The organism is Sinorhizobium sp. RAC02 (assembly GCF_001713395.1).
Lineage (GTDB): Bacteria > Pseudomonadota > Alphaproteobacteria > Rhizobiales > Rhizobiaceae > Shinella.
Window position 1 is genome coordinate 150,151 of the sequence record NZ_CP016452.1, and the last position, 23,034, is coordinate 173,184.

25 protein-coding genes and 4 pseudogenes are annotated in these 23,034 nt (G+C 57.2%); 12 read left to right on the forward strand and 17 right to left on the reverse strand.

The window, feature by feature from the left end:
- Positions 1-75: 75 nt before the first annotated feature.
- The 3 genes and pseudogenes from BSY16_RS21865 to BSY16_RS32855 all read right to left on the reverse strand — a co-directional run.
- On the reverse strand, positions 76-1,338 hold the full coding sequence (locus tag BSY16_RS21865; RefSeq protein WP_069061994.1) for a type II toxin-antitoxin system HipA family toxin: 1,263 nt from the start codon (positions 1,336-1,338) through the stop codon (positions 76-78).
- Positions 1,335-1,562, reverse strand: coding sequence for a helix-turn-helix domain-containing protein (locus BSY16_RS21870; protein WP_083243213.1), 228 nt, complete (start codon positions 1,560-1,562; stop codon positions 1,335-1,337). The genes BSY16_RS21865 and BSY16_RS21870 overlap by 4 nt, the downstream gene beginning before the upstream one ends.
- Positions 1,563-1,802: 240 nt before the next feature.
- Positions 1,803-1,994, reverse strand: a pseudogene (locus BSY16_RS32855) (HNH endonuclease); the annotation flags it as partial.
- A gap of 154 nt (positions 1,995-2,148) precedes the next feature.
- On the opposite strand from BSY16_RS32855, the pseudogene BSY16_RS21875 reads away from it, so the two are divergent.
- Positions 2,149-4,497 (forward strand): annotated as a pseudogene (locus tag BSY16_RS21875) (hypothetical protein).
- Between the two features lie 215 nt (positions 4,498-4,712).
- Here BSY16_RS21875 and BSY16_RS21880 read toward each other — a convergent pair.
- From BSY16_RS21880 to BSY16_RS21890, 3 genes are all read right to left on the reverse strand, one after another.
- A complete protein-coding gene (locus BSY16_RS21880; RefSeq protein WP_069061995.1) occupies positions 4,713-5,084 on the reverse strand; it encodes a response regulator in 372 nt (123 codons plus the stop codon).
- Positions 5,085-5,243: 159 nt separating this feature from the next.
- Entirely contained in the window at positions 5,244-6,287 is a 1,044-nt protein-coding gene (locus BSY16_RS21885; RefSeq protein ID WP_069061996.1) for a sensor histidine kinase, read from the reverse strand.
- Positions 6,284-7,726, reverse strand: coding sequence for a DUF7125 family protein (locus BSY16_RS21890; protein ID WP_069061997.1), 1,443 nt, complete (start codon positions 7,724-7,726; stop codon positions 6,284-6,286). The genes BSY16_RS21885 and BSY16_RS21890 overlap by 4 nt, the downstream gene beginning before the upstream one ends.
- Positions 7,727-8,124: 398 nt before the next feature.
- Between BSY16_RS21890 and BSY16_RS21895 the strand changes: the two genes are divergently transcribed.
- From BSY16_RS21895 to BSY16_RS21905, 3 genes are all read left to right on the forward strand, one after another.
- Positions 8,125-8,334 carry a cold-shock protein gene (locus tag BSY16_RS21895; protein ID WP_027687039.1) on the forward strand — a complete coding sequence of 70 codons (210 nt, stop codon included), beginning with the start codon at positions 8,125-8,127 and terminating at the stop codon, positions 8,332-8,334.
- Between the two features lie 151 nt (positions 8,335-8,485).
- Positions 8,486-8,761: a hypothetical protein gene (locus BSY16_RS21900; RefSeq protein WP_069063625.1), complete on the forward strand. Its 276-nt coding sequence runs from the start codon at positions 8,486-8,488 to the stop codon at positions 8,759-8,761.
- Between the two features lie 307 nt (positions 8,762-9,068).
- Positions 9,069-10,514 (forward strand): sensor histidine kinase, encoded by a 1,446-nt coding sequence (locus tag BSY16_RS21905; protein ID WP_069061998.1) that lies wholly within the window; start codon positions 9,069-9,071, stop codon positions 10,512-10,514.
- A 28-nt stretch (positions 10,515-10,542) separates the two neighbouring features.
- Here BSY16_RS21905 and BSY16_RS21910 read toward each other — a convergent pair whose 3' ends face one another.
- The 8 genes and pseudogenes from BSY16_RS21910 to BSY16_RS21940 form a co-directional block, all read right to left on the reverse strand.
- A complete protein-coding gene (locus BSY16_RS21910) occupies positions 10,543-10,914 on the reverse strand; it encodes a response regulator (protein ID WP_069061999.1) in 372 nt (123 codons plus the stop codon).
- A complete protein-coding gene (locus BSY16_RS21915; protein ID WP_286157379.1) occupies positions 10,907-11,257 on the reverse strand; it encodes a response regulator in 351 nt (116 codons plus the stop codon). Before BSY16_RS21915 ends, BSY16_RS21910 begins: the two co-directional genes overlap by 8 nt.
- A 270-nt stretch (positions 11,258-11,527) precedes the next feature.
- Positions 11,528-11,797 (reverse strand): hypothetical protein, encoded by a 270-nt coding sequence (locus tag BSY16_RS21920; RefSeq protein ID WP_069062000.1) that lies wholly within the window; start codon positions 11,795-11,797, stop codon positions 11,528-11,530.
- A gap of 9 nt (positions 11,798-11,806) precedes the next feature.
- Positions 11,807-12,106, reverse strand: a complete 300-nt coding sequence (locus BSY16_RS21925; RefSeq protein WP_069062001.1) for a DUF982 domain-containing protein — start codon at positions 12,104-12,106, stop codon at positions 11,807-11,809.
- Positions 12,107-12,183: 77 nt separating this feature from the next.
- On the reverse strand, positions 12,184-12,657 hold the full coding sequence (locus tag BSY16_RS21930) for an Hsp20 family protein (protein WP_069062002.1): 474 nt from the start codon (positions 12,655-12,657) through the stop codon (positions 12,184-12,186).
- Between the two features lie 384 nt (positions 12,658-13,041).
- Complete coding sequence (locus tag BSY16_RS21935) at positions 13,042-13,332, reverse strand: hypothetical protein (protein ID WP_069062003.1); 291 nt, start codon at positions 13,330-13,332, stop codon at positions 13,042-13,044.
- A 95-nt stretch (positions 13,333-13,427) separates the two neighbouring features.
- Positions 13,428-13,527: pseudogene (locus BSY16_RS32115) on the reverse strand (aspartate-semialdehyde dehydrogenase); the annotation flags it as partial.
- Positions 13,528-13,876: 349 nt separating this feature from the next.
- Entirely contained in the window at positions 13,877-14,599 is a 723-nt protein-coding gene (locus BSY16_RS21940) for an SDR family oxidoreductase (protein WP_069062004.1), read from the reverse strand.
- 134 nt (positions 14,600-14,733) lie between these two features.
- Between BSY16_RS21940 and BSY16_RS21945 the strand changes: the two genes are divergently transcribed.
- From BSY16_RS21945 to BSY16_RS21980, 8 genes are all read left to right on the forward strand, one after another.
- Positions 14,734-15,681: an AraC family transcriptional regulator gene (locus tag BSY16_RS21945; RefSeq protein ID WP_069062005.1), complete on the forward strand. Its 948-nt coding sequence runs from the start codon at positions 14,734-14,736 to the stop codon at positions 15,679-15,681.
- A 901-nt stretch (positions 15,682-16,582) separates the two neighbouring features.
- The gene (amyA, locus tag BSY16_RS21950) at positions 16,583-18,082 is read left to right on the forward strand and encodes an alpha-amylase (protein WP_069062006.1); all 1,500 of its coding nucleotides are present in this window, start codon (positions 16,583-16,585) and stop codon (positions 18,080-18,082) included.
- Positions 18,079-19,041, forward strand: a complete 963-nt coding sequence (locus tag BSY16_RS21955; RefSeq protein WP_171902471.1) for a TIGR03885 family FMN-dependent LLM class oxidoreductase — start codon at positions 18,079-18,081, stop codon at positions 19,039-19,041. The genes amyA and BSY16_RS21955 overlap by 4 nt, the downstream gene beginning before the upstream one ends.
- A 102-nt stretch (positions 19,042-19,143) precedes the next feature.
- A complete protein-coding gene (locus tag BSY16_RS21960) occupies positions 19,144-19,674 on the forward strand; it encodes a DUF4142 domain-containing protein (RefSeq protein ID WP_069062008.1) in 531 nt (176 codons plus the stop codon).
- Between the two features lie 62 nt (positions 19,675-19,736).
- Complete coding sequence (locus tag BSY16_RS21965; RefSeq protein ID WP_069062009.1) at positions 19,737-20,381, forward strand: class I SAM-dependent methyltransferase; 645 nt, start codon at positions 19,737-19,739, stop codon at positions 20,379-20,381.
- Positions 20,382-20,470: 89 nt separating this feature from the next.
- The gene (locus BSY16_RS21970) at positions 20,471-20,653 is read left to right on the forward strand and encodes a hypothetical protein (RefSeq protein WP_069062010.1); all 183 of its coding nucleotides are present in this window, start codon (positions 20,471-20,473) and stop codon (positions 20,651-20,653) included.
- Positions 20,654-20,768: 115 nt separating this feature from the next.
- Positions 20,769-21,269 (forward strand): YciE/YciF ferroxidase family protein, encoded by a 501-nt coding sequence (locus tag BSY16_RS21975; RefSeq protein WP_069062011.1) that lies wholly within the window; start codon positions 20,769-20,771, stop codon positions 21,267-21,269.
- 71 nt (positions 21,270-21,340) lie between these two features.
- Positions 21,341-21,931: a cysteine hydrolase family protein gene (locus BSY16_RS21980; protein ID WP_069062012.1), complete on the forward strand. Its 591-nt coding sequence runs from the start codon at positions 21,341-21,343 to the stop codon at positions 21,929-21,931.
- 5 nt (positions 21,932-21,936) lie between these two features.
- On the opposite strand, the gene BSY16_RS21985 is transcribed toward BSY16_RS21980, so the two are convergent.
- The 3 genes and pseudogenes from BSY16_RS21985 to BSY16_RS21995 all read right to left on the reverse strand — a co-directional run bounded on the left by BSY16_RS21985 (position 21,937) and on the right by BSY16_RS21995 (position 23,009).
- Positions 21,937-22,197 carry a hypothetical protein gene (locus BSY16_RS21985; protein WP_069062013.1) on the reverse strand — a complete coding sequence of 87 codons (261 nt, stop codon included), beginning with the start codon at positions 22,195-22,197 and terminating at the stop codon, positions 21,937-21,939.
- An 83-nt stretch (positions 22,198-22,280) separates the two neighbouring features.
- Positions 22,281-22,696, reverse strand: a pseudogene (locus BSY16_RS21990) (HD domain-containing protein).
- A gap of 4 nt (positions 22,697-22,700) precedes the next feature.
- Positions 22,701-23,009, reverse strand: coding sequence for a DUF2934 domain-containing protein (locus tag BSY16_RS21995; RefSeq protein WP_286157312.1), 309 nt, complete (start codon positions 23,007-23,009; stop codon positions 22,701-22,703).
- Positions 23,010-23,034: the final 25 nt, after the last annotated feature.

The window sequence follows — 23,034 nt, forward strand, 5'->3', positions numbered from 1 at the left end:
GAGGTCTTGAAGGGATCTGAACCACCGGCCCGTGTTCGAAGGACAGAGCGATGATGTTTGAGAACATTCAGTTTCTTAAGGCACCTGCTCCGTGACCCTCTGCAGCGAACCAGCCCGACTTGAGATGACCTTGCGAATTGCACTCAGGATAGGGTGCTTGATCCCGTCTTCGGCCAACTCTGCGACAAGGGCATCGGCTTCGCTCACAATCCTTTCCGCCATTTGGGCAAGATCGCGAACCAGGATGCGCTGAGAAGATTTGGTTTCGGGCACCAATGTCTTCCAATGCTTCAGCTGGATAGTGTCGGGCACATCACGGCCACCAATTTTCATGGCGAGCCTCTTTGACAAGCGGGGATAAACGGCCGTGCAAACGACATCGTAGATCGGCGCCAGATCCGATTCATCGGAGCCGTAAAGCAGGGCGTAGTTCTTGCCGTGGGCATCGGCGTTGCCCACGAGATAATGAAAGATCAGCATGCGGATGAACTGTAACCGATCCGCGACGGGCCTCGCGCAGGCCTGGTCGATCAGCCCGAGAGATCGTTCTGTTCCCGGTCCGCCCTCAGCCTCATACTTCAACTCCGGCGGTACGCTAAGGGCCTGGCAGAGGTCCTCCTGATGCAGGCGCTCGATGATGCCATCTGCAGCCTTCGTCCGATCATAGCGTTCCACTAGGAGAAAAGCAGTGGCTCCACTAAGGCGTATCTCGACATGGGGTACTGGCAGCTTGAGGCGGGCAGCAAGGCGCATACAAAAATACTCGTTTTCCACCGTGCCTTCCAACGCCTGGATGACTGGTTTCAAGATATGGGTCGTTGGTCTGCCGTCTTTTGCCAAGGCAATGTAACCGTCATCCACAATGACCGCCAGTTTGTCCTGCGCGCCGGCCAGCGACAGACGAACGCCCTCATCTCCACCAAGCAGAGGCCGGGTCCGCAGCCTGCTGAGAATTTCATCCAGACGTTCTGAGGTGAGAATTTCGGCGTTGGACTGGCCTGAAGGTTCGGGCGCCGTGCCTGTAGGATAGAGTGACAGGGCCCCTGCACATTCGCCCCCGATAACTTCCAGCAGTCCGAAGGCGTTCCCTGCCGAAAGGCCCAGCGCCCCAGCAAGCCGTTGCCGCGCGCCCTCATCCGGCAATAGCCCGGAGAAAAACGGGCGCACAACCTGATCACCAAATGATTCTTCTTGCAGGGGCATTGAGAACGATATCGCCCGCGATTTTTGGTCCAGGAGATACGTGCTGTCATAGGCAAAAGTCAGCAGGCTGTCTTCGAGCCGGCTGAGTACGCCGGCCTTGGTCTCGCGAAAATAGACGTCCAATACGCGGGTCATGATCGCGAACCCTGGCGACGGCCGACGGAAACGACGAGACCAAGACCGGCTAGGACTTGCATCGCACGGCCGATCTGGCAGCTCTCTTTGCCGGCCTCGAGTTCACGCAGAAAACGTACGCCCACGCCAATTACCCCGGCGAGTTGCTCCTGGGTTAACCCTTGCTCTTTGCGCTCCTGACGGATCAGCAGGCCAAGGCTTTTCGTATCTTTGATCTTTTCCATAATCACCCCTATCGGGATGATTATATCACCAGACGACATGAAGGGAAGTCAAAAGAACCGATCGGGATGATTTTAGGATTATTGGCGCCAACGGACCGAAATAGACCCGCTCAGGATGAATCTACACCACCGCGGGACTACCCTAATGTTTACTGCTTGAAGCAGTTCTCACGGTGCCATCTCAGGAACTGGGGATGTGGCCGCTCGAAAACCCTGCCAGGCACAATCGCCTTCCCGGTGAATAACCCGTTCAACCTTGGAGACAGCAAAATAGCCGCGGGTCGCTGCGACTTTCCGAGGCTCGTAGTAGACGATCCAGTCACCCACACACGCCTGGACACGACCGAGATACTGGCCCGGGAACTGGTATTGTTCAGCCGGGCTATCGTCGTAGATCGAATCTGACCGGTGAATGAAAACCCCGAATCCCATCTGCAATCTGTAGCATGGCCCTCTCGATGCTTCATTTGAAATTTGGCCTAAGCCTAAACCCGACTGGGAGTCAGTTCGCCGCAAAACTATTTTTAAACGTCTGTTTCTATTCCGCCCGCGCTCGGCACTGGTGCCGAGAAAACGGAATAAGAGCATGGCAAAACACTATCTTTCATCTCATCATCTTCAACGAAAAATCTCGGATTTCTGCGAGGTGCGCATCGCGCCAATCGCCTCACAGCGAGTTCTGGACAGCATTCGGCCTTATCTCATAGGTCTTGTCATCCACCGCCGGCCACCACCGATCGTTAGTGGCCGTATGGATTGGACGGCCCTTGGCCAGGCATGCGGGATCGAAAACCAATTGACGGCCGAATTGAAGAAGGCGCTCCGTCCGGGATTGGACGCGATCATCCGCTGGCTCGGCGAACCACCTGCCGCCGACAACATACAGTCGATGAAAACACGCACGAAATCGCGCAATACCGCTCGGCGCAAGGCGGAAACTGCGGCGCGTTCCAGGCCGCGACAGATCGTTTGCGACAAGACCCCGGCTACATCTTCGTCAGTGCCGAGGGGACCACAACCGAAACCGATCAGTCCTTTTCCTGAGCCATTGTTCGAGGCGACCGATGATCCGGCGAGCTTTCACGATGCACTCGTTTATCACATGCGCCGATTCGGCGAGAGCTACTGGCAACTCTACCGTTCCGTCATTCGCCTGGGCGAGACGTTCGATGACAAGACCCTGCTGTCATGGGTTCAGGGCGAGCGCGTGCCACGATCTCTGACGAGCTTCGAGATCCTCTCCCGCATCGAACGGCGTTATCGACTGGGACAGAGGTATTTCAAAGCGAAGCTGCCGCACCAATCTCGCTCCCTCTACGGCCATGATATGGGTGACATCAGTGCGGCGGAACGGCGACGACTTGCGTGGCATCTTCCGGATAATTTCAGCAGCTTGCCGTTCTCCAAGCGGGAGGAAATCATCGAATGGGTGCGCCGGGTCATCATCTCGGGCTCAACCGACTATCGTCGCTATCAGGCGGCGGCAACCAAACAGCGTTATGCAATATGATTTCCGGGGATCACCTATGGCGGAGGCACCCTGTCTCCACGACCACAAATGAACCCGGACAGCACGAGCCACAATCCCGAGGCCTTTGAAGATCCTGATATCCTGTCCGGGGTCGTCGATGCGCCGCCGCAACTGGGTATGGAGATGGCCGACCTGATCCGTTTCAAGACATCGACGCTGACCGCAATCGGCTTCCAACGAAATGGAGTTTGGGGAGAGGAAACCGCATCCCAGAAGGTCGAGCATCTCGGCCTCATGTTCGGGGCACTAGCTGCCTCACCCGCCTGCGTCGTCAAAGGGCGCGGTGTGCCGCTCAGACAACTAACCTTTGGCCTGTTGATCTTCCCAGGCGTCTGGGACTGGTACCTCCAATGGCGGGAGCAGCGCCGCGGCTTCTACACCAAATGGGAAGAAGACATGCTGATGGTGGCGCAAGCTCTCACGCGGGCAGAGGTGGGCTGGATCCGCCAGCATCCGGAGCTCCTGAAGAAGGTTCAGCCAATCGAAGGGCTGATCGTGCAGGAGGAGATAGACTTTGCGAAGCGTGACTGGCACGGCGCCTGCGATGCTTTCCACCGGCACGCTGCCAATCGTTCGAAGGAAATCCAGCGTGTCATGCGCGTGCACCGCGATCCGTTCGAGCCGATCATGGTGGTCCTTGAAGCAGACAGCCCACTGTCGGAATACCGCAAGGTCACAGATGAGATCCTGAAGCGTATGCCGGATGAAAACCGCTATCCTCGGGCAGCAGCCGAAGCGGTCCGCTCTTTCCTTTTGCTGCGCCTCGGCCTGCATCTTGGGCTTCGACAAAAGAACCTTCGCCAGCTTCGCTTGTGCCCGCGCGGGCATTTTCCGACATCGGAGCGGCGGCTGGAGGACATGAAATGCGGTGAGATATGCTGGAGCGATCGGGAAAACGGATGGGAGGTCCTCATCCCATCGATCGCCTTCAAGAACTCAGGCTCATCATTCTTCGGACAAAAGCCGTTTCGCCTGATCCTGCCGGATTTGCTCGACCTCTACAAATACCTCGAAGCCTATATCGATCGCCATCGCGGGGTGCTACTCGGTTCAGCGAAAGATCCCGGCACCTTTTTCGTCAAGACGGTGAAGACGACCAGTCTGGACGCGGCATACGATTCCACCAAATTCTATGAAGCATGGCGGACCGTGGTCCAACGCTACGGCATCTACAATCCCTATACCGGCCGCGGAGCCATCAAGGGCCTGCTGCCGCACGGACCGCATAATCTTCGGGATATTCTGGCAACCCATATCCTAAAGCAGACCGGGTCATACGAGCAGGCGAGTTATGCAATCCAGGACACACCAGATGTCGTTCAGCAGCACTACGGTCGCTTCCTGCCGCAGGACAAAGCTGCACTTGCGGCGAAGATCCTAAATCAGGTTTGGGAAGCCGCATAGTCGCTCGGATAAATCGCTGATCCACATCGCCCATACAGATGCAAACCAAGCCCCGCATCTGTATGGGCCCTGCCGGTCGTCTCCGCCTTGAAAGGTTTCGAACCGACGGCCAGTCAATATCACTTGTCTGTTCATGGAAACGAGGATCCGGCGGAAATTTCAGGCATTCATCTGTAAAAGCCTCGGGAAGGCCAGGCTCTCCCTCGGGTGAAAGCTTAGGCTGCGGCTAGCATTTCCCTAATGGTCGCGATGACGCGAGCATGATCGTATGGCTTACTAAAAAACCTGCCCTCAACCGGTAAAAGTTCGTCGCTCAATTGACGGTGACCCGAAGCCACGATGATCTTGACCGGGGGCCATCTGTCGCGAACAGCAGAGGCCAGCTTCAAGCCGTCCATACTGCCCGGCATGTCGATATCGGTGAACATCAACCGGATCTCTGGATGGGCGTTCAGAATGTCGATGGCGTCGTCGGCATTTGTGGCCTCGAGCACAATGAACCCTTCGTTCTCAAGCGATATAACTACATCCAGTCTTACGAGCGCCTCGTCTTCGACGACAACGACTGTGATCCCCTTTTGCGTCATCCCTCAAACTCTCCGCAGTTGACGCGTTCCATGTGTCTTTTCGATTATGCGAACCTGATGAACGCGGGGAACAACAGATTGATCCGAGAAGAACTATTTTATCTTTCAGCAAGTTACAGCAGAAAGCTATTTGAACCCATGATTAAGGATATGCGCAATCTATTTTCGCGCCGAAATGCGTGACAGAGGCCCGCTCACTGACAAGCGAAACCCACCTGGAGCGAATATGATTTCCGGAACCGCGCCGAATAGCGATCCCAATGCCGAACGCACATATCGAGTGCCATAACCCTGCCGCGTCGGCTCCCGCACAACCGGCCCTCCGACTTCCGTCCAGTCCAAAGAGAGTTCGGAACTGCCGTTTGTGGCAACAGACCACAAGAGACCGACATGCCCATCCGGACGCGAAAGCGCGCCATATTTGATGGCGTTCGTGATAAGTTCGTGCAGGCAAAGCGCGATCGTCGTTCCGGCGTCCCGGCTAACAACGATATCCGGCCCGCTGATATGAATGCGGCTATCGCCGGCGCTGTTGTAGGGAGAAACCGTCAGGTCAATGACGGATGAAAGCGAAACCTCCTCGCCGCCGGCTTCAAAGACGGCGCTGTGGACGTTGGATAGGGCCTGCAGCCGACCGGCAAAATCGCTTGCCAACCCCTCGACGGACGTGGCGCCGCGCCGTGTCATCTGAAAAATTGACGTGACGCTCGCCAGGATATTCTTGACCCGGTGATTGAGCTCCAGACGTAGCTCCCGTTCCCGCTCGATAGAATCGCGGACCTGGCGTTGGCGCAACCGCACCAGCAAATTTGACTGGATTCCGTTCACGAGTTCCAATGGCGCGATCGGACGCGTGTGAAACAAAAGACGCGAGCCCGGCCATGAAGTCAGCAATTGGCTGCGGATCCGTTCAATCGGCGCTGTCCGCTCCAAAAGGACGATGATCGGTACTTCCGACCAGTCGGGCTGCTCCGCGAGATGCGTGGTAATCCGTACGATAACCTGCGGGTTGAGGGCCTCGTGAGTAATGACGATGATGCCGGGAGATAAAGCGAGATGCTCGACCAGCTCCCCGTCGACCTTGGCGGCCTTGACCTCGATCTTCTGTTCTCGAAGGAAAGCAGCGACGTAATCGGCGTCCTTTCGAAACGGAGCAAGGACGAGCACCCAGTCCAGCTCGCTATCGACCGGGAGGCCATTCATTTCGGGTCTGGGAGAGGATTGTAGGCGACGACGCTGACGCCTCCGCTTTCTATGATCAGCTCACGGATGTTGAGATCGTGGGGACCGTGACGCTTCTTGACCACGGTGATGTTCCGGCGCAAGCGCCCTTCGTGCTCCATGATCCGCAGAAGCAGAACGGTATCTCCGAGAAAGCTGACATCCACATCGATACCGACATTCTGTCCGATCAGACCGTGCTGAGCAACGATCAACATGGTTAGGACACCAGAGCGGGCAAGGTACTTCAGCAGCGACTGGATGTCGCGAACCGCTTTCTCGCGATGGGGCAGAGAATTCAGGTATCCCGTCAGGCTGTCGATGACCACAACCCGTGACTTGTTTTGCGTGACGGCGTCCTGAACGATCTGCCCGAATTCGCCGGGGGAGATTTCGTTGGGATTGAAGTCCCGCAGGATGAGCTTGCCATCCTTGTGGAACTGCCTGAGTTCCATGCCCAAGCCTTCAGAACGACGGAAGAAGGTTTCCAACCGCTCCTCGAACAGGAAGAGCGCCACACTCTCACCCCGTTTGAGCGCCGCGGTGGCATAGAGGGACGACATGGTCGATTTGCCAGTACCTGACTGCCCGATGACGAGCGTCGTGGTCCCGGCCTCCTGGCCACCGCCGAACATCTCGTCGAGCTCGGCGACACCGGATTTGATCAACTGCGGCTTGGCCGTTTCTACGGCGGCGCTGGACATGATACGCGGAAAAACGACGACCCCCTGCCCCTCGCGGATTGCCATATCGTGATAACCGTCGGCGATCGGCACGCCGCGCATCTTGGAGACTTCGATACGGCGGCGCACGCCACCATATTCCTCCAGCGACTTGTCGAACCGGATAACGCCGTGGGCGAGCCCCTCGACCTCCTCGCCGCTGCGGTCGTAGCCGGGCGTCTGGGTATCCAGTAACAGCGCGACCACGTTCCGCTTCGCAAGGAAGGATTTGAAACCGATCAATTCACGGCGAAAGCGAGGGGAATCGCCGGTGATGAGCCGGATTTCGAGCAGAGAATCATAGACGAGGCGGCGAGGCTTGTGCGCCTCGATCGCTGCTTCAATGGCTTTCCTAGTCTCGTCCAGCCGCAGATCGGCCGTCAGAAATATACTCTGGTCGTCGGCTTCACTGACGGTCCCTGATGTCGATAGCTCTTCAACACGGATGCCTTCAAGGGTCCAGCCGTGCGACACGGCAATGGCTTCCAATTCTGCAGCTGTCTGCGAAAGCGTGACGTAGATGCAGCTCTCCCCAGCCTCGACACCGGCGCGCAAAAACTGCAGCGCGGCTGTGGTCTTGCCCGATCCCGGCGCACCCTGAAGCATGTAGAGGTTCGATGCAGGAAGGCCTCCGCGCAGAATTTCGTTCAATCCTGCGATTCCGGTGCTAACGACGGTGGATTTCTTCGGTTTGGGCATGTTCGACTTCCGCTAAGATGCTCGGCGCTTATTAAAATCGATGGCGCTCGCCATCCAGGGAAGAGCCACTTTGATCATATATTTGCCTTTCTAAAAACTTCAATGATCCCTGTGGAGGGTGCAAACATGACCCTCGCATTATGAGGAAACCAGTTGCGGTAACCGGATTAGTTTTTCCCACGGATTAAAGGGAGGCGCCTGTGGGATAGTGCCGTAGAAAACTAAAAGTTGACGCCTCGACCCATGATGCCTATAAGATGAGTTATCGATTTTTTCTTGCCGAGCTTTGGTTACCACGCGACTAGCACCGCGTTTTGAACGAACCCTCCCTTTAAAACGATCGTTATCATCATCCGCAATGCGTTGCGGTCGTCTATATTGCTATGAAAGGGTTCATCATGACCACTGGCACCGTAAAATGGTTTAATTCCACGAAGGGCTTCGGCTTCATTCAGCCTGACAACGGCGGCGCTGACGCCTTCGTTCACATCTCTGCCGTCGAGCGTGCTGGAATGCGCGAAATCGTCGAAGGCCAGAAGATCGGTTTCGACCTTGAGCGCGACAACAAGTCGGGCAAGATGTCTGCCTGCAACCTGCAAGCTGTATAATCGGTAACTGCTTTCCTTTGACCACGGATGTACTGGCACTGTCGAAAGCAATTACCAACCGAGGTCAGGCAGATTGCCTGGCCTTTTTTTGTGCCTGACACCCACGGCCACACGCCTGCGGCAAGACCTGCCAGAAATCACGAGTGATCCAATTACCGAGAAAACCAGTGAACTTCAGGCCATCAACACAGCATGGCAAATTGCGATCCAGGAAATTCTGAGGATGGTCGTTCGCGACCTCTATAGATCCGGCGACGAGGCTTCGTTTCACGGTCATATCAAGCGGATCGAAGAGGCTGCCGTCGACAGTATTTACACCGGGCTGATGCTGCGGGGGACCGACGAGTGGACCGAAGTCCTCGTCAAAGAGAAGGCGAGCAATTTCGTCACAAGCCTTCTTACATCGTTCACATACGATCGGGTCTGAAGCGCCTCACCTTCGCATCTTCGCAATTGCCGATCAGGGCTGAACAACCATGCGCCCATATGTCCGCGCTTTACCGGGTGTCCAAGCATGGAAGCGCCGCTGCAAACGGCGCGGTCTGCCACGCCCCCCGCCACGGCCCACCTGACAGTCTTCAACGCAATCAAATCGCTAAGTCCCACCCGAGTTGGTGCGCTAACACCATGTAGCAAATGGGCTTTACGCCTGAAACGTATAAATTTTCAGCCTTGATATGCGTTGACTTGCTGGCCGGAATTCTTCAAATAAAAGGGAGGCGCGAGGGGTTTCAATGCACAATCACGGTCCGGCCACCCCCGATCACGGCTCGATGGCTGACATTATTCGCAACCACGACTGGGCAAGCACTAGCCTCGGACCGATGTCGTCGTGGCCGCCTCAATTGAAGTGTGCGGTTGACATCGCAATTCCGTCGGGCGCGCAGATCGTGATGTTTTGCGGGGATGACTTCATCGCCATTTATAATGATGCATACGCCCCATCGATCGGAACCAAGCACCCGAGAGCCTTAGGGAGACCGGCGAAAGAAAACTGGGCCGAACTTTGGGACGACCTGGAACCGCTTCTCCTCAGGGTGCGTGAGGCCGGCGACACAGTTGTCGCCAAGGATCGGCCCTTTTATATCGAGCGGCATGGCGTGCCGGAAACCGTCTATTTCGACATTTCCTACTCGCCCATTTCTAACGAACAGGGTCATGTTCTCGCCGTGCTCTGCATCGTCAATGAAACGACGGAACGGGTTGGCTACGAGGCAAAACTCAAGCGCCTGGCGTCAATCATCGCCTCGTCGGAAGATGCGATCCTCGGTATTGACCTCGCCATGACGGTTACCGATTGGAACAGTGGCGCCGAAAAGCTCTATGGATTTTGCGCCGAGGAAATCGTGGGTAGGCCTGTCACCCTCCTCGTTCCAGACGACCGCATCGACGAGGAGGCTCGCATCATCGCCCGCATCAAGGCGGGAGAACGGGTGGAAACCCATGAGACCGTCCGGCGACATAGCAGCGGACGGCTCCTGGACGTTTCTTTGACTGTCTCACCAATCTATGACGCCGATGGCAAAATCGTCGGGGCTTCAAAAATTGCCCGCGATATTACAGCCCGAAAAGAAGCTGAGCGCGTTCAGGACCTCCTGGTCGGCGAACTGAACCACCGTGTCAAGAACGTCCTTGCGACGGTCGCCGCGATCGCTCGTCAGACGTTTGCCGGCTTGCCGGACGTCGAACCAGCAAGGACAACCTTTGACGCCCGCTTACAAAGCCTGGCCAGAGCGCACGACCTGCTGACGAAAGGGAGTTGGAAAGCAGCCAGCCTTCGCGCGGCGGTCAGCGAGGCGCTGTCTCCCTATCCGCCCGAACAATTCGAGATCAGCGGGCCCAATGTCGACGTCTCCCCCAAGGCAGTGGTCGCCCTAACACTAATATTGCACGAGCTTGCCACGAATGCCGCAAAATATGGTGCCTTGGGAGTGAACTCCGGAAAGGTGACAGTGTCGTGGAACGTATCAGAAGCGCAACTTACTCTGTCGTGGAAAGAAACCGGAGGGCCACAAGTCATGCCGCCCAGCCGTAAAGGCTTTGGATCCCGGTTGATCGAAGCCCTGTCATCTGGCCATCTTCGGGGCAACGTCGATCTCAACTACGATGTTCTGGGCGTAAACTGCATGATCGGCGCGCCGCTCGACACGGAATGGAGCGACCACGACCATATTCATTAACGGATCTGATGCTATGGCAGTTGCACCGTCAGGATCGTCGCAATCGCTTGATGCGCTCGACAAGCTGCTGGGGATGGTAGGGGTGGTCCAGCGGACCATCTTCGCAAAGGTCGCCCGCAATCTTGGCCGTTCTCTCGGCCGAGTGTGTCACCACCACCCTGAGATCTGGCCGAATTTCTCTGGCTTTGGCGGAAAGCTGAAACCCGGACTCATCCCGTAATGCTATGTCTGTTACCAAAATTTCGATATCTTGATGGGACAGAGCAGTGATTGCCTCTGCGACATCAGTCGCCTCAATAACCCGGTATCCGCAGTCCCTCAAATATTGACCAACTGTCGAGCGCTGTAAAGGATCGGCATCGACAAGTAGGATCGTTTCGTATGCTGGTGTGTCAGTCATCGATGTTGCCTGCCAGCGGAGATAACGCGCTTGCGATGTTTAGAATCGGCTTTTGCAGAAACAGGTCAAACAAGTGCCGCTCATCGTCGGATGGTCGATGCTGGCCGGACATCACGGCAACCTTGATGTGACGATAAGACTGTTTCACCATCCTTGCCAGGTCCAGGCCCGTATGGGCACCGGGCATATGAACATCGGTCAGCACCACTTCGAACTGTTCGTCGCGCGCCAGCACGGCAAGGGCATCATCCGCCGTTCCAGTTTCCACGACTTCCCAACCTTGCTCACGGAGGGTGTCTGCAACGTCCAAGCGGATAAGGATTTCATCTTCGGCGATCAACACGCGTCGCCTTGACGCCGAAGCTTGAGCGAGGTTCAAATTGTCTGCCGAAATCACTATCGCCCCTCTTACGCGCGAACGGTTACACGACTCAACCAAATAATGCGCAGGGCCCGAAATTGTTCCCTTGCTGCTTTATTAGATCATCGCAAAACAGCGGTGTAAGATTTTAGAATCCTAGTGTGTATCCCGACAAGTGGACGCTTGAACTGGGAGGCCCGTTTCCTTCGACCGAGGCAGAATGCCGCCGAGCCAACGCGAAACATCTCAGGCTCAGCGCCGATCGAGTTCGATAAGGGCTGACTGGACCTCATCGATCGGGACAGGCTCTGGCGTTCCGGGCAATTGCCGAAGCGTCGGTTTCGAGTCGACCGCATAGAAACCGGATGCCCATGCGGCAAGAATCGCCCGTTTGTCATCGATTGACAGGGATGGGGCTTTCACCACATCGATCGGCCGTCGAAGCTGCATGCCTCGCATCAGAACTGTCGGTCCCATCGCCACTGCACTGTCGACCAACTGCTGCAACCTGATGTCTTTCATTCAACGACCTCACTGCGCGTGGGGACCACTGTCGTCCCGCATGCGGGAACCCGTGATCGCGGGCGTTTCAGGGGCAAGAATCTTATGCTTTTCCGCGAAGGCTGCGAACAGGCCGCGCGCCGTCTCGGCTTCGATTTCACCGCCAAGCGCCGCCTGACATGCTTTCAGGGCAATGGTGTGTGCCGTGTCTCTGAACGAGGTCGGCCACTCGACAAGGTGTCGGTAGGCGTCCATGACGCTTTGAACTTCCGCAGGGAAACCCAAACCGACGAGAATGGTGACAGGTTTTCTGAACATATCGGGTTTCATTGCTCTCTCCTTCCCAACCCGGAATGTTGACGGGCGCCGTCCCGACGGCGCCCTGATTTAGTGGATAGGCTTAGATATCAAGCCGCCTTTTGCGCCTCGATCTGCGTTGGAGCAACCGAGGTCAAAGTAGGTGTGCTCTGGATCGTGATCTTCCGCGGCTTCAATGCCTCGGGGATTTCACGAACAAGCTCGATCGACAGGAGACCGTTGCTCAGATCCGCGCCATTCACCCTGACATGGTCGGCTAGTTCGAACCGGTGTTCAAACGGACGGCCAGCAATGCCGCGATGTAGGTAGCCATCCGTTGGGGTCTCCTGCTTCTTGCCGGTAACAGTCAGCAGATTGGACTGGAAACTGATGTCGAGGTCGTCCTGGGCAAAGCCCGCCACCGCGATCGAGATCCGGTAGGTGTCGTCACCGGTTTTGACGATGTCGTAGGGTGGCCAGTCGTTGGTCGAGCGGGCGCGCTGTGCATTTTCCAGGAGACTGAATACCCGGTCGAAGCCGACGCTCGAGCGGTAGAGAGGTGCGTAATCGTAAGATGTTGCCATAGCCATATCCTCCTTGAAGCAACATGGGTACGGGAATGCCACACGTAGCGCTCCCGGCGATGCCAGCCCGTTATCAGCGGCTGGCGACACTCGATTTGGTTTTGCCGAATTCGGATTCAAGATCCGCGACAGAAAAAATGTGCCTCCCTTTCGAGGCCATACCAGCGCGTCAGAATTTGGCTTGTGTTCTTCAGCATTCTATCCGCGTAGCGAGGTTAAAGGGGCCGATTTTACCGGAAGCGCATTCAGCTCTCAAAGACGCCTGGTCACCCACCGTTCTACGGCAGATAGCCCTTTCCCCTGCGGCCATAACGATCGCTTGAGGCGAGGTTGTTTCATCGGCTGCCGCGAGCGTTAGAACTAGTCTTGCTTAAAGACCGCAACTTAATGGACTGACCGACTGAGAACGCGATGAGGGTTGGCAGCTTTGAATTGCGATATCATGGCGCACGCTTGCTGTAGGACCCGCTCGGCCGCCTCTGGATTGTCACGTGCAAGATCGTCTGCATTGACCCGTATTGCTTCTGCCATATTCGCAGACATTGCGGCAAAGCGCCCTTCGCCATGGACGAGCGCTTCCCGTGAGGTGGTCTCAAGCCACCGGGCGAAATCCACGATGATCTCCTCCCTTTCCGGGACGCTCGCACTCTTGATGATTTTGATGTTCTCTTCCATTCGGGTCTCACTCCATTCACATGTGGTCACGCGACCGGGGTCATCGAGCCTCGATCGCCTGGTGAGCTAGGAAGTGAAAAAATCAAATTCAAGGTTCACTGCAGCTTGAATTCGCCATCGACTTGTCGCCATTCATTCAGCGCGATCAGGCGCTGGTGACTGTAGCGAACCGAGGTGCAGCGGCCCGTCGAGGGATGGTCGTGCCGCAACTATGTGTGCCTATGGTGGGGAGCTTATTGAATGGGTTTAGAGCGACTTGAAATGAACTTAGTCTCACTCTCAGCACCGCGTGCGAATCCGCAATGAGCCTTTGGATTAGTCTCTCCCAGATAGAGCTATGCATAGGCAGGCCCTCAATCCTAGATCTCTGGTTCAGGCGTCCGGTCCCTTGGGTCGATCCCTACGAGCTAGCAATGGTGGACAATCCCGTTCGCGCCCAGCCGCTCACTTTCAAGGGTGAGCACCCGCATGTTCGTCCAGGTCGAACATGCCGGTGCTACACGTCACACCTCGAAACCTGGCATCGGATCAAGGGCCAACGCGATCACCACGGCAGCTTGCCCTTGTCGTTGGCGAAGCTCCCATTGGGAGAACCCGCCCCCTCAGCCGACGCAAGTCTTACGATAATCTCTGACGCCTCTTCCACGGTTCTATGCCCCTCACCCCCGTTGAAATCTGTCGCGGTGTATCCCGGATCCGCACTATTCACGCGGATTCCGCTTTCGGCCAGCGCCTTGGCAAAGGCGACGGTCACCGCGTTCAACGCGCTCTTCGAGCTGTTGTAACCCAGCGCGTTGACGCCGTAGAACTCGCTGGTGGGGTCCGAGAGCGCGCCGAGCGAGCCAAGCTCGCTGCTTACATTGACGACATTGGCTGCCGGAGATGCCCGCAAGAGCGGCAGGAATGCCTGTATAATGCGTATGGGTGCAAAGACATTGACCTCGTAAACCCGCCGTATGTCGGCCAGTTCCTGCTCCGCTGGGTCGACGAACTGGCCCGGCACGGCGGCATTGTTGACCAGCACGTCAAGCCTGCCGTCTTCCAGTCCGACGCGATCGACGGCCGCCGTGACGCTCTCTTCGTCATCCACGGTCAGCGACAGATGGCGGACATCATGACCGAGCTCTCTCAGGTTTTTTGCCGCAGCCTCGCCGCGGTCCGTATCCCGCGCGCCCAGCCACACCCTGTAACCAAGCTCCCCCAGGCGGCGGGCGGTCTCGTAGCCGATGCCCTTGTTTGCCCCCGTGATCAGCGCGTTCTTCGACATTCGTATTCTCCAGATTGTTTCGACACCAGGAGAATGGGGACCGCACCGTCAGCGAGCGTGCCGAATTCTGCTGACTTTTTGCCTATTCCTGCCGGACCCTTGCAGTTGACCTGAAGCGGTGCGATCTAAACCGGATGGCTGACACGGTAGACGAACTCAAGGCGCTCGTGACGCAACACGCCCGCGGCCCACGCACGGAGACGACGATTTGCGGGGTGTCCCTCCTGCAGTCGCGGACCACGACCGAGCTAACGGCGGGCATCACCGAACTGACGATGTGCCTAGTGCTCCAGGGCGAAAAGGATATCTCCTGCGGCGGCAACTCCCTCGTCTACGGCGAAGGTAACTATTTCGTCGCCACCATCGAAATCCCGGTAGTGGGCCGGATCTCGCGGGCGAGCGGTAGGGAACCTTTTCTCGGAATTGGTTTCAATTTCGATCAGGCCGCGCTGGCCGAGTTGATTGCCGAGATGCCCGAAAGCGACGATCCCTACCTCATGTGCGGTCTCGGCATCAGTCCGACCCAACCGGAGCTCGCGGACGCTTTTCTCAGGTTGATCAGGTTACTTGACAGACCTGACGAGATCCATGTGCTTGCGCCAATGTTAAAACGGGAGATCCTGTTCAGGCTCCTTCAAGGACCGCAGGGTACCAAGCTTCGCCAGATCGCATATGCTGGAAGCCGCCAGTCAAACCTTCGACGCGCGCTTGGCTGGATGCGCGAGAATTACACGGAGCCTTTCAAGGTCGAGGACCTGGCCCGGATGGCGGGTATGAGCGTCTCGGTTTTCCACAGACAGTTCAAGGTCGCGACGTCGCTCACACCCATCCAGTACCAAAAGAGCTTCAGGCTGCATGAAGCGCGCCGTCTGCTGCTCGAAAAGGCCGGGGATGCCGCCGGTGTGGCATTTGCGGTAGGCTACGAGAGCGTTTCCCAATTCAGCAGGGAGTATGCGCGGATGTTTGGCGCTCCTCCGGTGAGAGACGTTGGGCGACGGACGACGAAGCAGACGTCCTCTTACACAGATCGTCGAAAAACCGCAGTGGTGGAGGGGTCGCCCGCTACCCGGCAAGGGAGTTAGCGGCGCACGGTGCGGTAAAACGCTTTTTAGCGGCGGCGGATAAGCCACCACCCCATGACGAAGGGCGGCAAACGAGATAATGCCGACCAACAAGCACATCTCGGCTAGTTGAGCATCGCTTTCCATGTGTCGAACCTTTCGCCAGAAGAACGCAATCGATATTGAGAGCAGTTGGCTGATTTAACCAGCGCGGGCATGTCAATTGTAGGCGCAAAGTGTGACAACGGGCCGAAGACCTCATGGTTTCGGAATTGCGGGCTTCCACTAATGACGATCAGCAGTAAACTTTAGTTCTTGTGCTTCGATCCTACTTTGAACGATCATTCCGCACCCCGCTAAGGCCCGGCGGTCGAGTTTCAGCCGCGTTTGATCCATTTTTCCGTTTCGCGGTGACCCACAAAATCCGGCGCAGCAAATTGTTCGCAAACGACTTTTCGCGGTCTAAGTGGATTACCGTGAAATGAAAAAATGGGTCAAATTCAGACGGTAATCAACACTCAGGGTTAGACTCGAGAATGCGCTTTACGGAAAATTCCCACGTTGGTGAGAAACGCAGTTTTTGTGGTGGAGGCCCAGACTGCGGGCATGGCCTTTGAGCGGATCCGAACTGCGACCCACGCCAAATCGTCCGAAGCGATGAATGTGCCGCCTCTTGAATGGCTTGCACCAACCAACCAACAGACCCGCTCCGGCCGGTCTTGGAATTAATCGAAATGATATTTTCCGGGCCTCGGGGTCTTCGGAACTAGCGGGCGAACAGTGAGGCCGAGTGAAGCCCCAATCGAGCCGCAAGCCTGGAGACGGCCAGCGCGAGGACAGAATAAGCAAGCGAACTGGCAGCAGGAAACAAAACATGCAAAAGCCCGTTAGGAGACCATTCAAAACAAATGAAAGGTCACCGATGTCTGCTCCGATGCTTCTCCAGGCGTTCCACTGGTACACTCACGGTGGAGGGTCGCTCTGGAGGGACATTGACGCGAAGTCGCGTGATCTTGCGGCCATGGGGATCACTCACGTTTGGCTGCCGCCAGCGTATAAAGGCGCTGCGGGGGCAGAGTCTGTCGGGTACGACACCTACGATCTGTTTGATCTGGGTGAGTTTGATCAGAAGGGCAGCGTGCCAACCAAGTATGGAGATCGCGCCAGTCTGGAAAGGGCCTGTACTGCTCTCCGGAACCAAGGTATCCGCGTTATTCATGATGTCGTTTTCAACCACAAGATGGGCGCGGATGAGCGGGAACGCGTAACCGTCCGCCGCGTCAATGAGCAGGATAGAACTCAGATCGAAGACGAGGCTTTCGAGGCCTTCGCTCACACCCGGTTCACATTTCCTGGCCGGGAAGGCAAGCACTCAAAATTCATCTGGGACAAGTCCTGTTTCAGCGGCGTGGATGTGATCGAGGAGCCAGATGAATCCGGTGTCTACAGACTGGTCAACGCGTACGGCGAGGGTCAGTGGAACGCGGATGTGGACCAGGAATTTGGAAACTACGACTTCCTGCTCGGTGCAGATGTCGAGTTTCGCAACAAAGCAGTGTCAGAAGAGCTCAAATTCTGGGGTCGATGGCTTGCCGAACAGGTGCCCGTTGGAGGATTTCGGCTTGATGCTGCAAAACATGTTCCGGCCTGGTTCTTCAAGGAGTGGGTCGGACACATGCGCGACAGTCTCGGCGACGACCTCTTTGTGGTCGCCGAATATTGGCACCCCGACATGGACACCCTCAACGCCTATCTCGATAGCGTCGACCGGCAAGTCATGCTTTTCGACGTCGCTCTCAATCACCGGTTCCACGACGCCTCGAAACTTGGGCGCGACTTCGACCTTCGCACCATATTTGACGGATCGCTGGTCGCCTCACTTCCCGAACATGCGGTGACATTGGTCGATAATCATGACACCCAGCCCCTGCAGTCAATGGAGGCCTGTGTCGAGCCTTGGTTTAAGCCAATCGCCTATGCCCTGATCCTATTGAGGGAGCACGGCCTACCTTGCATCTTCGCGCCGGATCTCGAGGGGGCGACATACCGTGACAAGGGCAGTGACGAAAACGAATACAACGTGGAGATGCCTGCGATTGCCTGCCTGCCGAAGCTGATGGAGGCTCGGCGCCGCTTCGCAAACGGACCGCAGACAGACCTCTTTGAGCACCCGTTCTGCATCGGCTTCATCCGCCACGGCACGGGTGAAGCGCCGGGTTGCGTAACGGTCGTCTCCAATGGCGATGCATCGGAAATAAACGCCGATCTCGGCAATGATCATGCCGGTGCGACGTTTGCGGACTTCTTGGGACATCGGCAGGACAAGATCCAAGTCGATCGTGACGGACGGGCGACGTTTCCCGCGGAAGGAGGCAGTGTCAGCGTCTGGGTGCGTTGCGAAGCGATGGAGAAGGACGCGTGATCATCGGATACCACGCCTCGCACGAACAATTTTCGCCGAGCGACCTGTTGCGGTTCGTGCGTAAGGCTGAAGATGCTGGCTTCGGCGCCGTGATGACCTCCGACCACATTGCACCGTGGAGCGAGAGACAGGGCAATAGCGGAAACAACTGGGCTTGGCTCGGCGCGGCCCTTTCATCCACCTCGATCCCCTTCGGCAGTCTCGCCATCCCGGGCGGTTGGCGCTATCATCCTGTCGTTCTCGCGCATTTGGTTGCGACGCTAGCGGACATGTTCCCGAACCGGCTCCGGTGGGTTGCCCTTGGCAGCGGCGAGGCTATGAATGAGACCGTCGTCGGCGCTGATTGGCCGGATAAGTCAGAACGCTCTGATCGCTTGCGCGCAGGGGCGGACATTATGCGTCGCCTCTTCCGCGGTGAGATCGTTGATGCACGCAACCCGTGGTTTTCTGCGGAGAAGGCTCGGCTCTGGTCGCTTCCCGACGGAATGCCTGCGATGTTCGGCGCTGCTCTCACACCACAGACCGCGACAGCGTTGGGCCGTTTGGCTGACGGCCTGCTGACCGTTCGGAAACCGGTCGAAGAACTCCGTATCGTTGTCGAGAGCTTTCGCGCTGCTGGCGGAAGGGGCAAGCCCCTGGCGCTGCAGCTACAGATCGCTTGGGGGGTGACAAAAGACGACGCAAGGCGCTCGGCATGGGATCAGTGGCGTTGCGCGGCGCTTTCGGCAAAGGAACTCGCAGATACCCGGCAGCCATCGGAATTTGATCGACTGACACAAAAAGTCTCGCTGGATGCGATGGATGATTGCATGGTGGTCATAGATCGCGGTGAGGATCTCATCGCAGAAATCCAACGATGCGCCGGTTGCGGGTTCGACGAAATCTATATTCACAACGTGTCACGCGATCAGGAGAGCTTCATCAAATTTATGGGCACAGAGGTACTCCCTGCCCTTTAACCCGCGTCACACAACTCGTTTTGCCAATTATTCAGGAGCAAAGGGCGATCGATGGAACAACGTAAAAATCGCAGCGTTAGTTGCGGGAAAAGGAGACCAGCCATGAACACACTTCGCCTCGCCCCTGCCCTTTTTCTCATCGCGTCCTCCGCTCTCGCCCAATCGACCGCCGAGACAACCGGCGTCAACTCCGCCCTGAACATTCCTCCCAAGACCGAAGACTTCGTGAAGGAAGTCTCGATGAGCGATATGTTCGAGATCGAGTCGAGCAAGCTTGCCCTCGAACGCGGTGGCCCCACCACAGAAGCCTTCGCGCAGCAGATGGTCGACGCTCATCAAAAAACCACGGCGGACCTGAAGGCCCTTCTGGAAGGCGGTAAGGTGGACGCCCAGCCGGCGGCAGCCCTTTCCGAAGACCAGCAAGAATCTCTCGACGAGCTCAAGAAGCTATCTGGTGCAGAGTTCGATGATGCCTATCAGGATGATCAGGAAGACGCGCATGAGGATGCCGTGGACGTCTTCAAGCGCTACGCGGAGGAGGGCGATAATCCGGACCTCAAGGCGTGGGCCGCGAAAACGCTGCCTGATCTGGAACATCACCTAAAGATGGCGGAAGACCTCGACAAGAAGTAGGGGCCCATCAGTCAACAACATGCGCTCGTTACAACTAGAGCCACGAATACCGTCTTGTTGCCATGACCACCAGTTGTGAAACCGCAGACATTCAACGTCGCATCTATCGACGGTGGGCTCCGGTCTATGACTTCCTGTATGCGGGCATATTGAGACAGGCCCACCGGTTGCTCGCCCAAAGGGCGAGCAACCACGGCGGTGATGTTCTTGAAGTCGGCGTCGGAACCGGGCTTGGCCTTTCGTATTATGATCCCGCTCACAAACTCATCGGCGTCGACATCTCGGAAGAGATGCTGGCACGTGCACAGGAGAAACGCGCCCGTCTCAATCTGCACAACGTCAACCTACGCGTCATGGACGCCCACAGGCTAGAGTTTCCCGACGCAGCGTTTGAAGTTGTCACCCTGCCTTTCGTCCTGACCCTGGTTGCGGAACCGGAGGTCGTCCTTTCCGAATGTGCCCGGGTGACGAAGCCCCGAGGGGCAATCATTGTCGCAAGCCGGATCAGCCGCGGCGGAGTTCTCCAGTCTGCGCTGGAGCGCGCGATCGCGCCGGTTGCCCGCCGGCTCGGTTTAAGCAGTTCATTCCATCTTTCAACGATCGAACAGTGGAGCGAGGCCCATGGCGGCGTATCGATTGACGCCGTCGAAGGCCTGCGCCCGATGGGTTTTTTCAAGCTCGTGGTCATCCATCGAAAACCGTCCTGATTCCGGGTCGCTTTGCGCATTTTGCCCAGCTGCCCAGGAACAACCTCGCCTTAGGAGCATTTAATTGGCGCTAAACGTGGAGAGACGTCATGCAGCATCTCGACAGGAAGCTTTCAACGCCGGCGAGCAAGGTGTTTGACGTCGTCACCTATTGCCGATCGCAGGGCATCAGCGAATGGGAAACCCAAAAGCTGCTGCGCCTCGTGGGCCGATTTGCCAGCAGACTCGAAATCCAGATGAACCTGACAAAACGGCCAGTGCGATTTCGATAAAGTCGGACCCGCACGCGGCGGGTAGTATCAGCGTGGCGCGTCCCACGATCAACACGTCCGAATCTATTGTTCAATTTGGGCCAATTAGCGGCTCATTTCAGACAAGGAGACAGCAATGCCAACGAAAACACTCGATGACCTCTTTATCGACGGGGTCAAGGACATCTATTATGCCGAACGCAAGATCATCGCTGCCCTCAAGAAGATGGTCCGCGGCGCCAAGGCCGAAGACCTCAAGGCTGCATTCGACAAGCATCTCCAGGAAACGGAAGGCCAGGTCGAGCGGCTCGTGCAGGTGTTCGAAATTCTCGGCAAGCCCGCTCGTGGCAAAACCTGTCCGGCCATCGACGGTATCCTTGAAGAAGGCCAGGAGATACTCGAGGAATTCAAGGATTCGCCTGCGCTCGACGCCGGCCTGCTGGCAGCCGCACAGGCCGTCGAGCACTACGAGATCGCCCGCTACGGCACCCTGAAGTCCTGGGCCCTGCAGCTGGGGCACAAGGATGTCACCCAGTTGCTCGACCAGACGCTTTCAGAGGAGACGAAGACCGACCAGGCGCTGACCCAGCTCGCCGAAACGAAGGTCAACCGCGAAGGCAAGGCTAGGGCTGCCTAAAGATGCAGGGGACGGGCAGTTCCCGCTGCCCGCCCTCGCATCGTACAAAATCGGGTTCCGCGAGTACCGCCATGCTCGGAAACTGGCGCCATATCTGCGTCGACATGCAGCGAATGTTCGCCGAGGATACGCCGTGGCGGGTTTCCTGGATGGAGGCGGTGTCGCCGCAGGTTGTCGAGGTTGCGGAGCGCTACAGTGCCCGCACGACGTTCACGCGCTTCTGTCCGCCGGTCCGCCCCTCCGATGCCCACGGGATGTGGCGGACCTATTACGAAAAATGGTGGATGATGACGGGCGAGCATCTATCGCCCGACTTGCTCGCCCTCGTTCCCGAACTTGCACGTTACTGCCCGCCGGCGACGATCTTCAACAAAACGGTCTATTCGCCCTGGATCGATGGCCGCCTGCATTCCTGGCTTGCCAGAAAGGCCGTCGACACGCTGGTCATCACCGGTGGCGAGACGGATGTCTGCGTGCTGGCCACAGCGCTTGGCGGCATCGACCTCGGGTATCGCGTCATTGTTCTCAAGGATGCGGTGTGCAGCGGAGCAGACAAAACGCATGATGCATCGCTTACCCTGCTTGGCAATCGCTTCTCGGCGCAGGTGGAATTGCTCCTCACCGAGGAATTCCTCTCGTCAGACCCCGGGCGAAACATATAATCCGCCTATTCATGCGCTACGAACTTGTTGAAGCGGCTGGTCTTGCCGTCTTCCGTCTTCTCCTGATGAAGAAAGGCAAGCCGGCTACTCTCGAAAATCTCGAAGAACTCGTCCCAGTCGATCTCTTCAAGGTCCTCGTCCTTCTCGCCAAAGTCGATCCGAAGAAGGCCACCCTTGCCCTTCGTACGAACGGCGGCGGGCCGGCCGTTGCGCTGCTCAATCCATTTCCGGATCACATCATGGTTGGTGGTCGTCGAACTACTCATTTGGGTCCTCCCGTCTACCAGTGGTTCCGATAGAAGGACGAACTTTTGGGGCCGGCCGTCGGTTCCGTAAAGCGCCTCGCTCTTCATGATGTTCGTAGCGTATTCAACAGCACAAGGCCTTCCGCGTACTTCGTGCCATCCTGCCCCAGCGTCTGGACCTGTGCAAGGTTGTCCTCAAGATCCGCCTGCTTGACCGGTCGCGCCAAACTATTCTTCCCCGCTCGGCGAACGAAATCCTCCCACGCCTCTCCGTCGCGGTGCGTCATCGCATCGACCGCGACGATGATCTCGGGGGAAATCCCTCCTCTCGTAGCCGGTCGAGGGTCCATTCCCTGCCCTTTTCGACGACATCATGCAGGTAAGCAACGACTTTGGTCTCGTTGCCCTGGACTGCCTCGGCCACCCGCCGGCAGTGCTCGAAATAGGGATGACCGGTCTTGTCCATCTGTCCCTCGTGGGCGACAAGCGCGATCTCGATCGCGTGATTGACATGGTTCATTGTCTCATTGCCCTTCGGTCCGCTTGACCTTCTTGCGCGGCGGGGCAGCGCCGGTGGTAATCGCGACTTGTTCGCCTGGTCCAGCACGCTCGCTTGGCGCGACCTTTCCGTCGCCAGCGCTCCCGCGATCACGTTCCCCGAAAACAGAAAGTCCCGCGAGTGGGGGTGCCACTGTGACATTTTCATCAAGCTCTGACTTGGCGATCAGCCAGTGGCGCAAATCTTCGCCAGGCGGGCATCCTTCCGACTGCCAAATTTCATAAGCTTTTTTGCGGATGCGTTCGAATCTGTCCATCATGGTGGCTTGCTCCATGCAGATTTCGTCAATGAAACGCGCA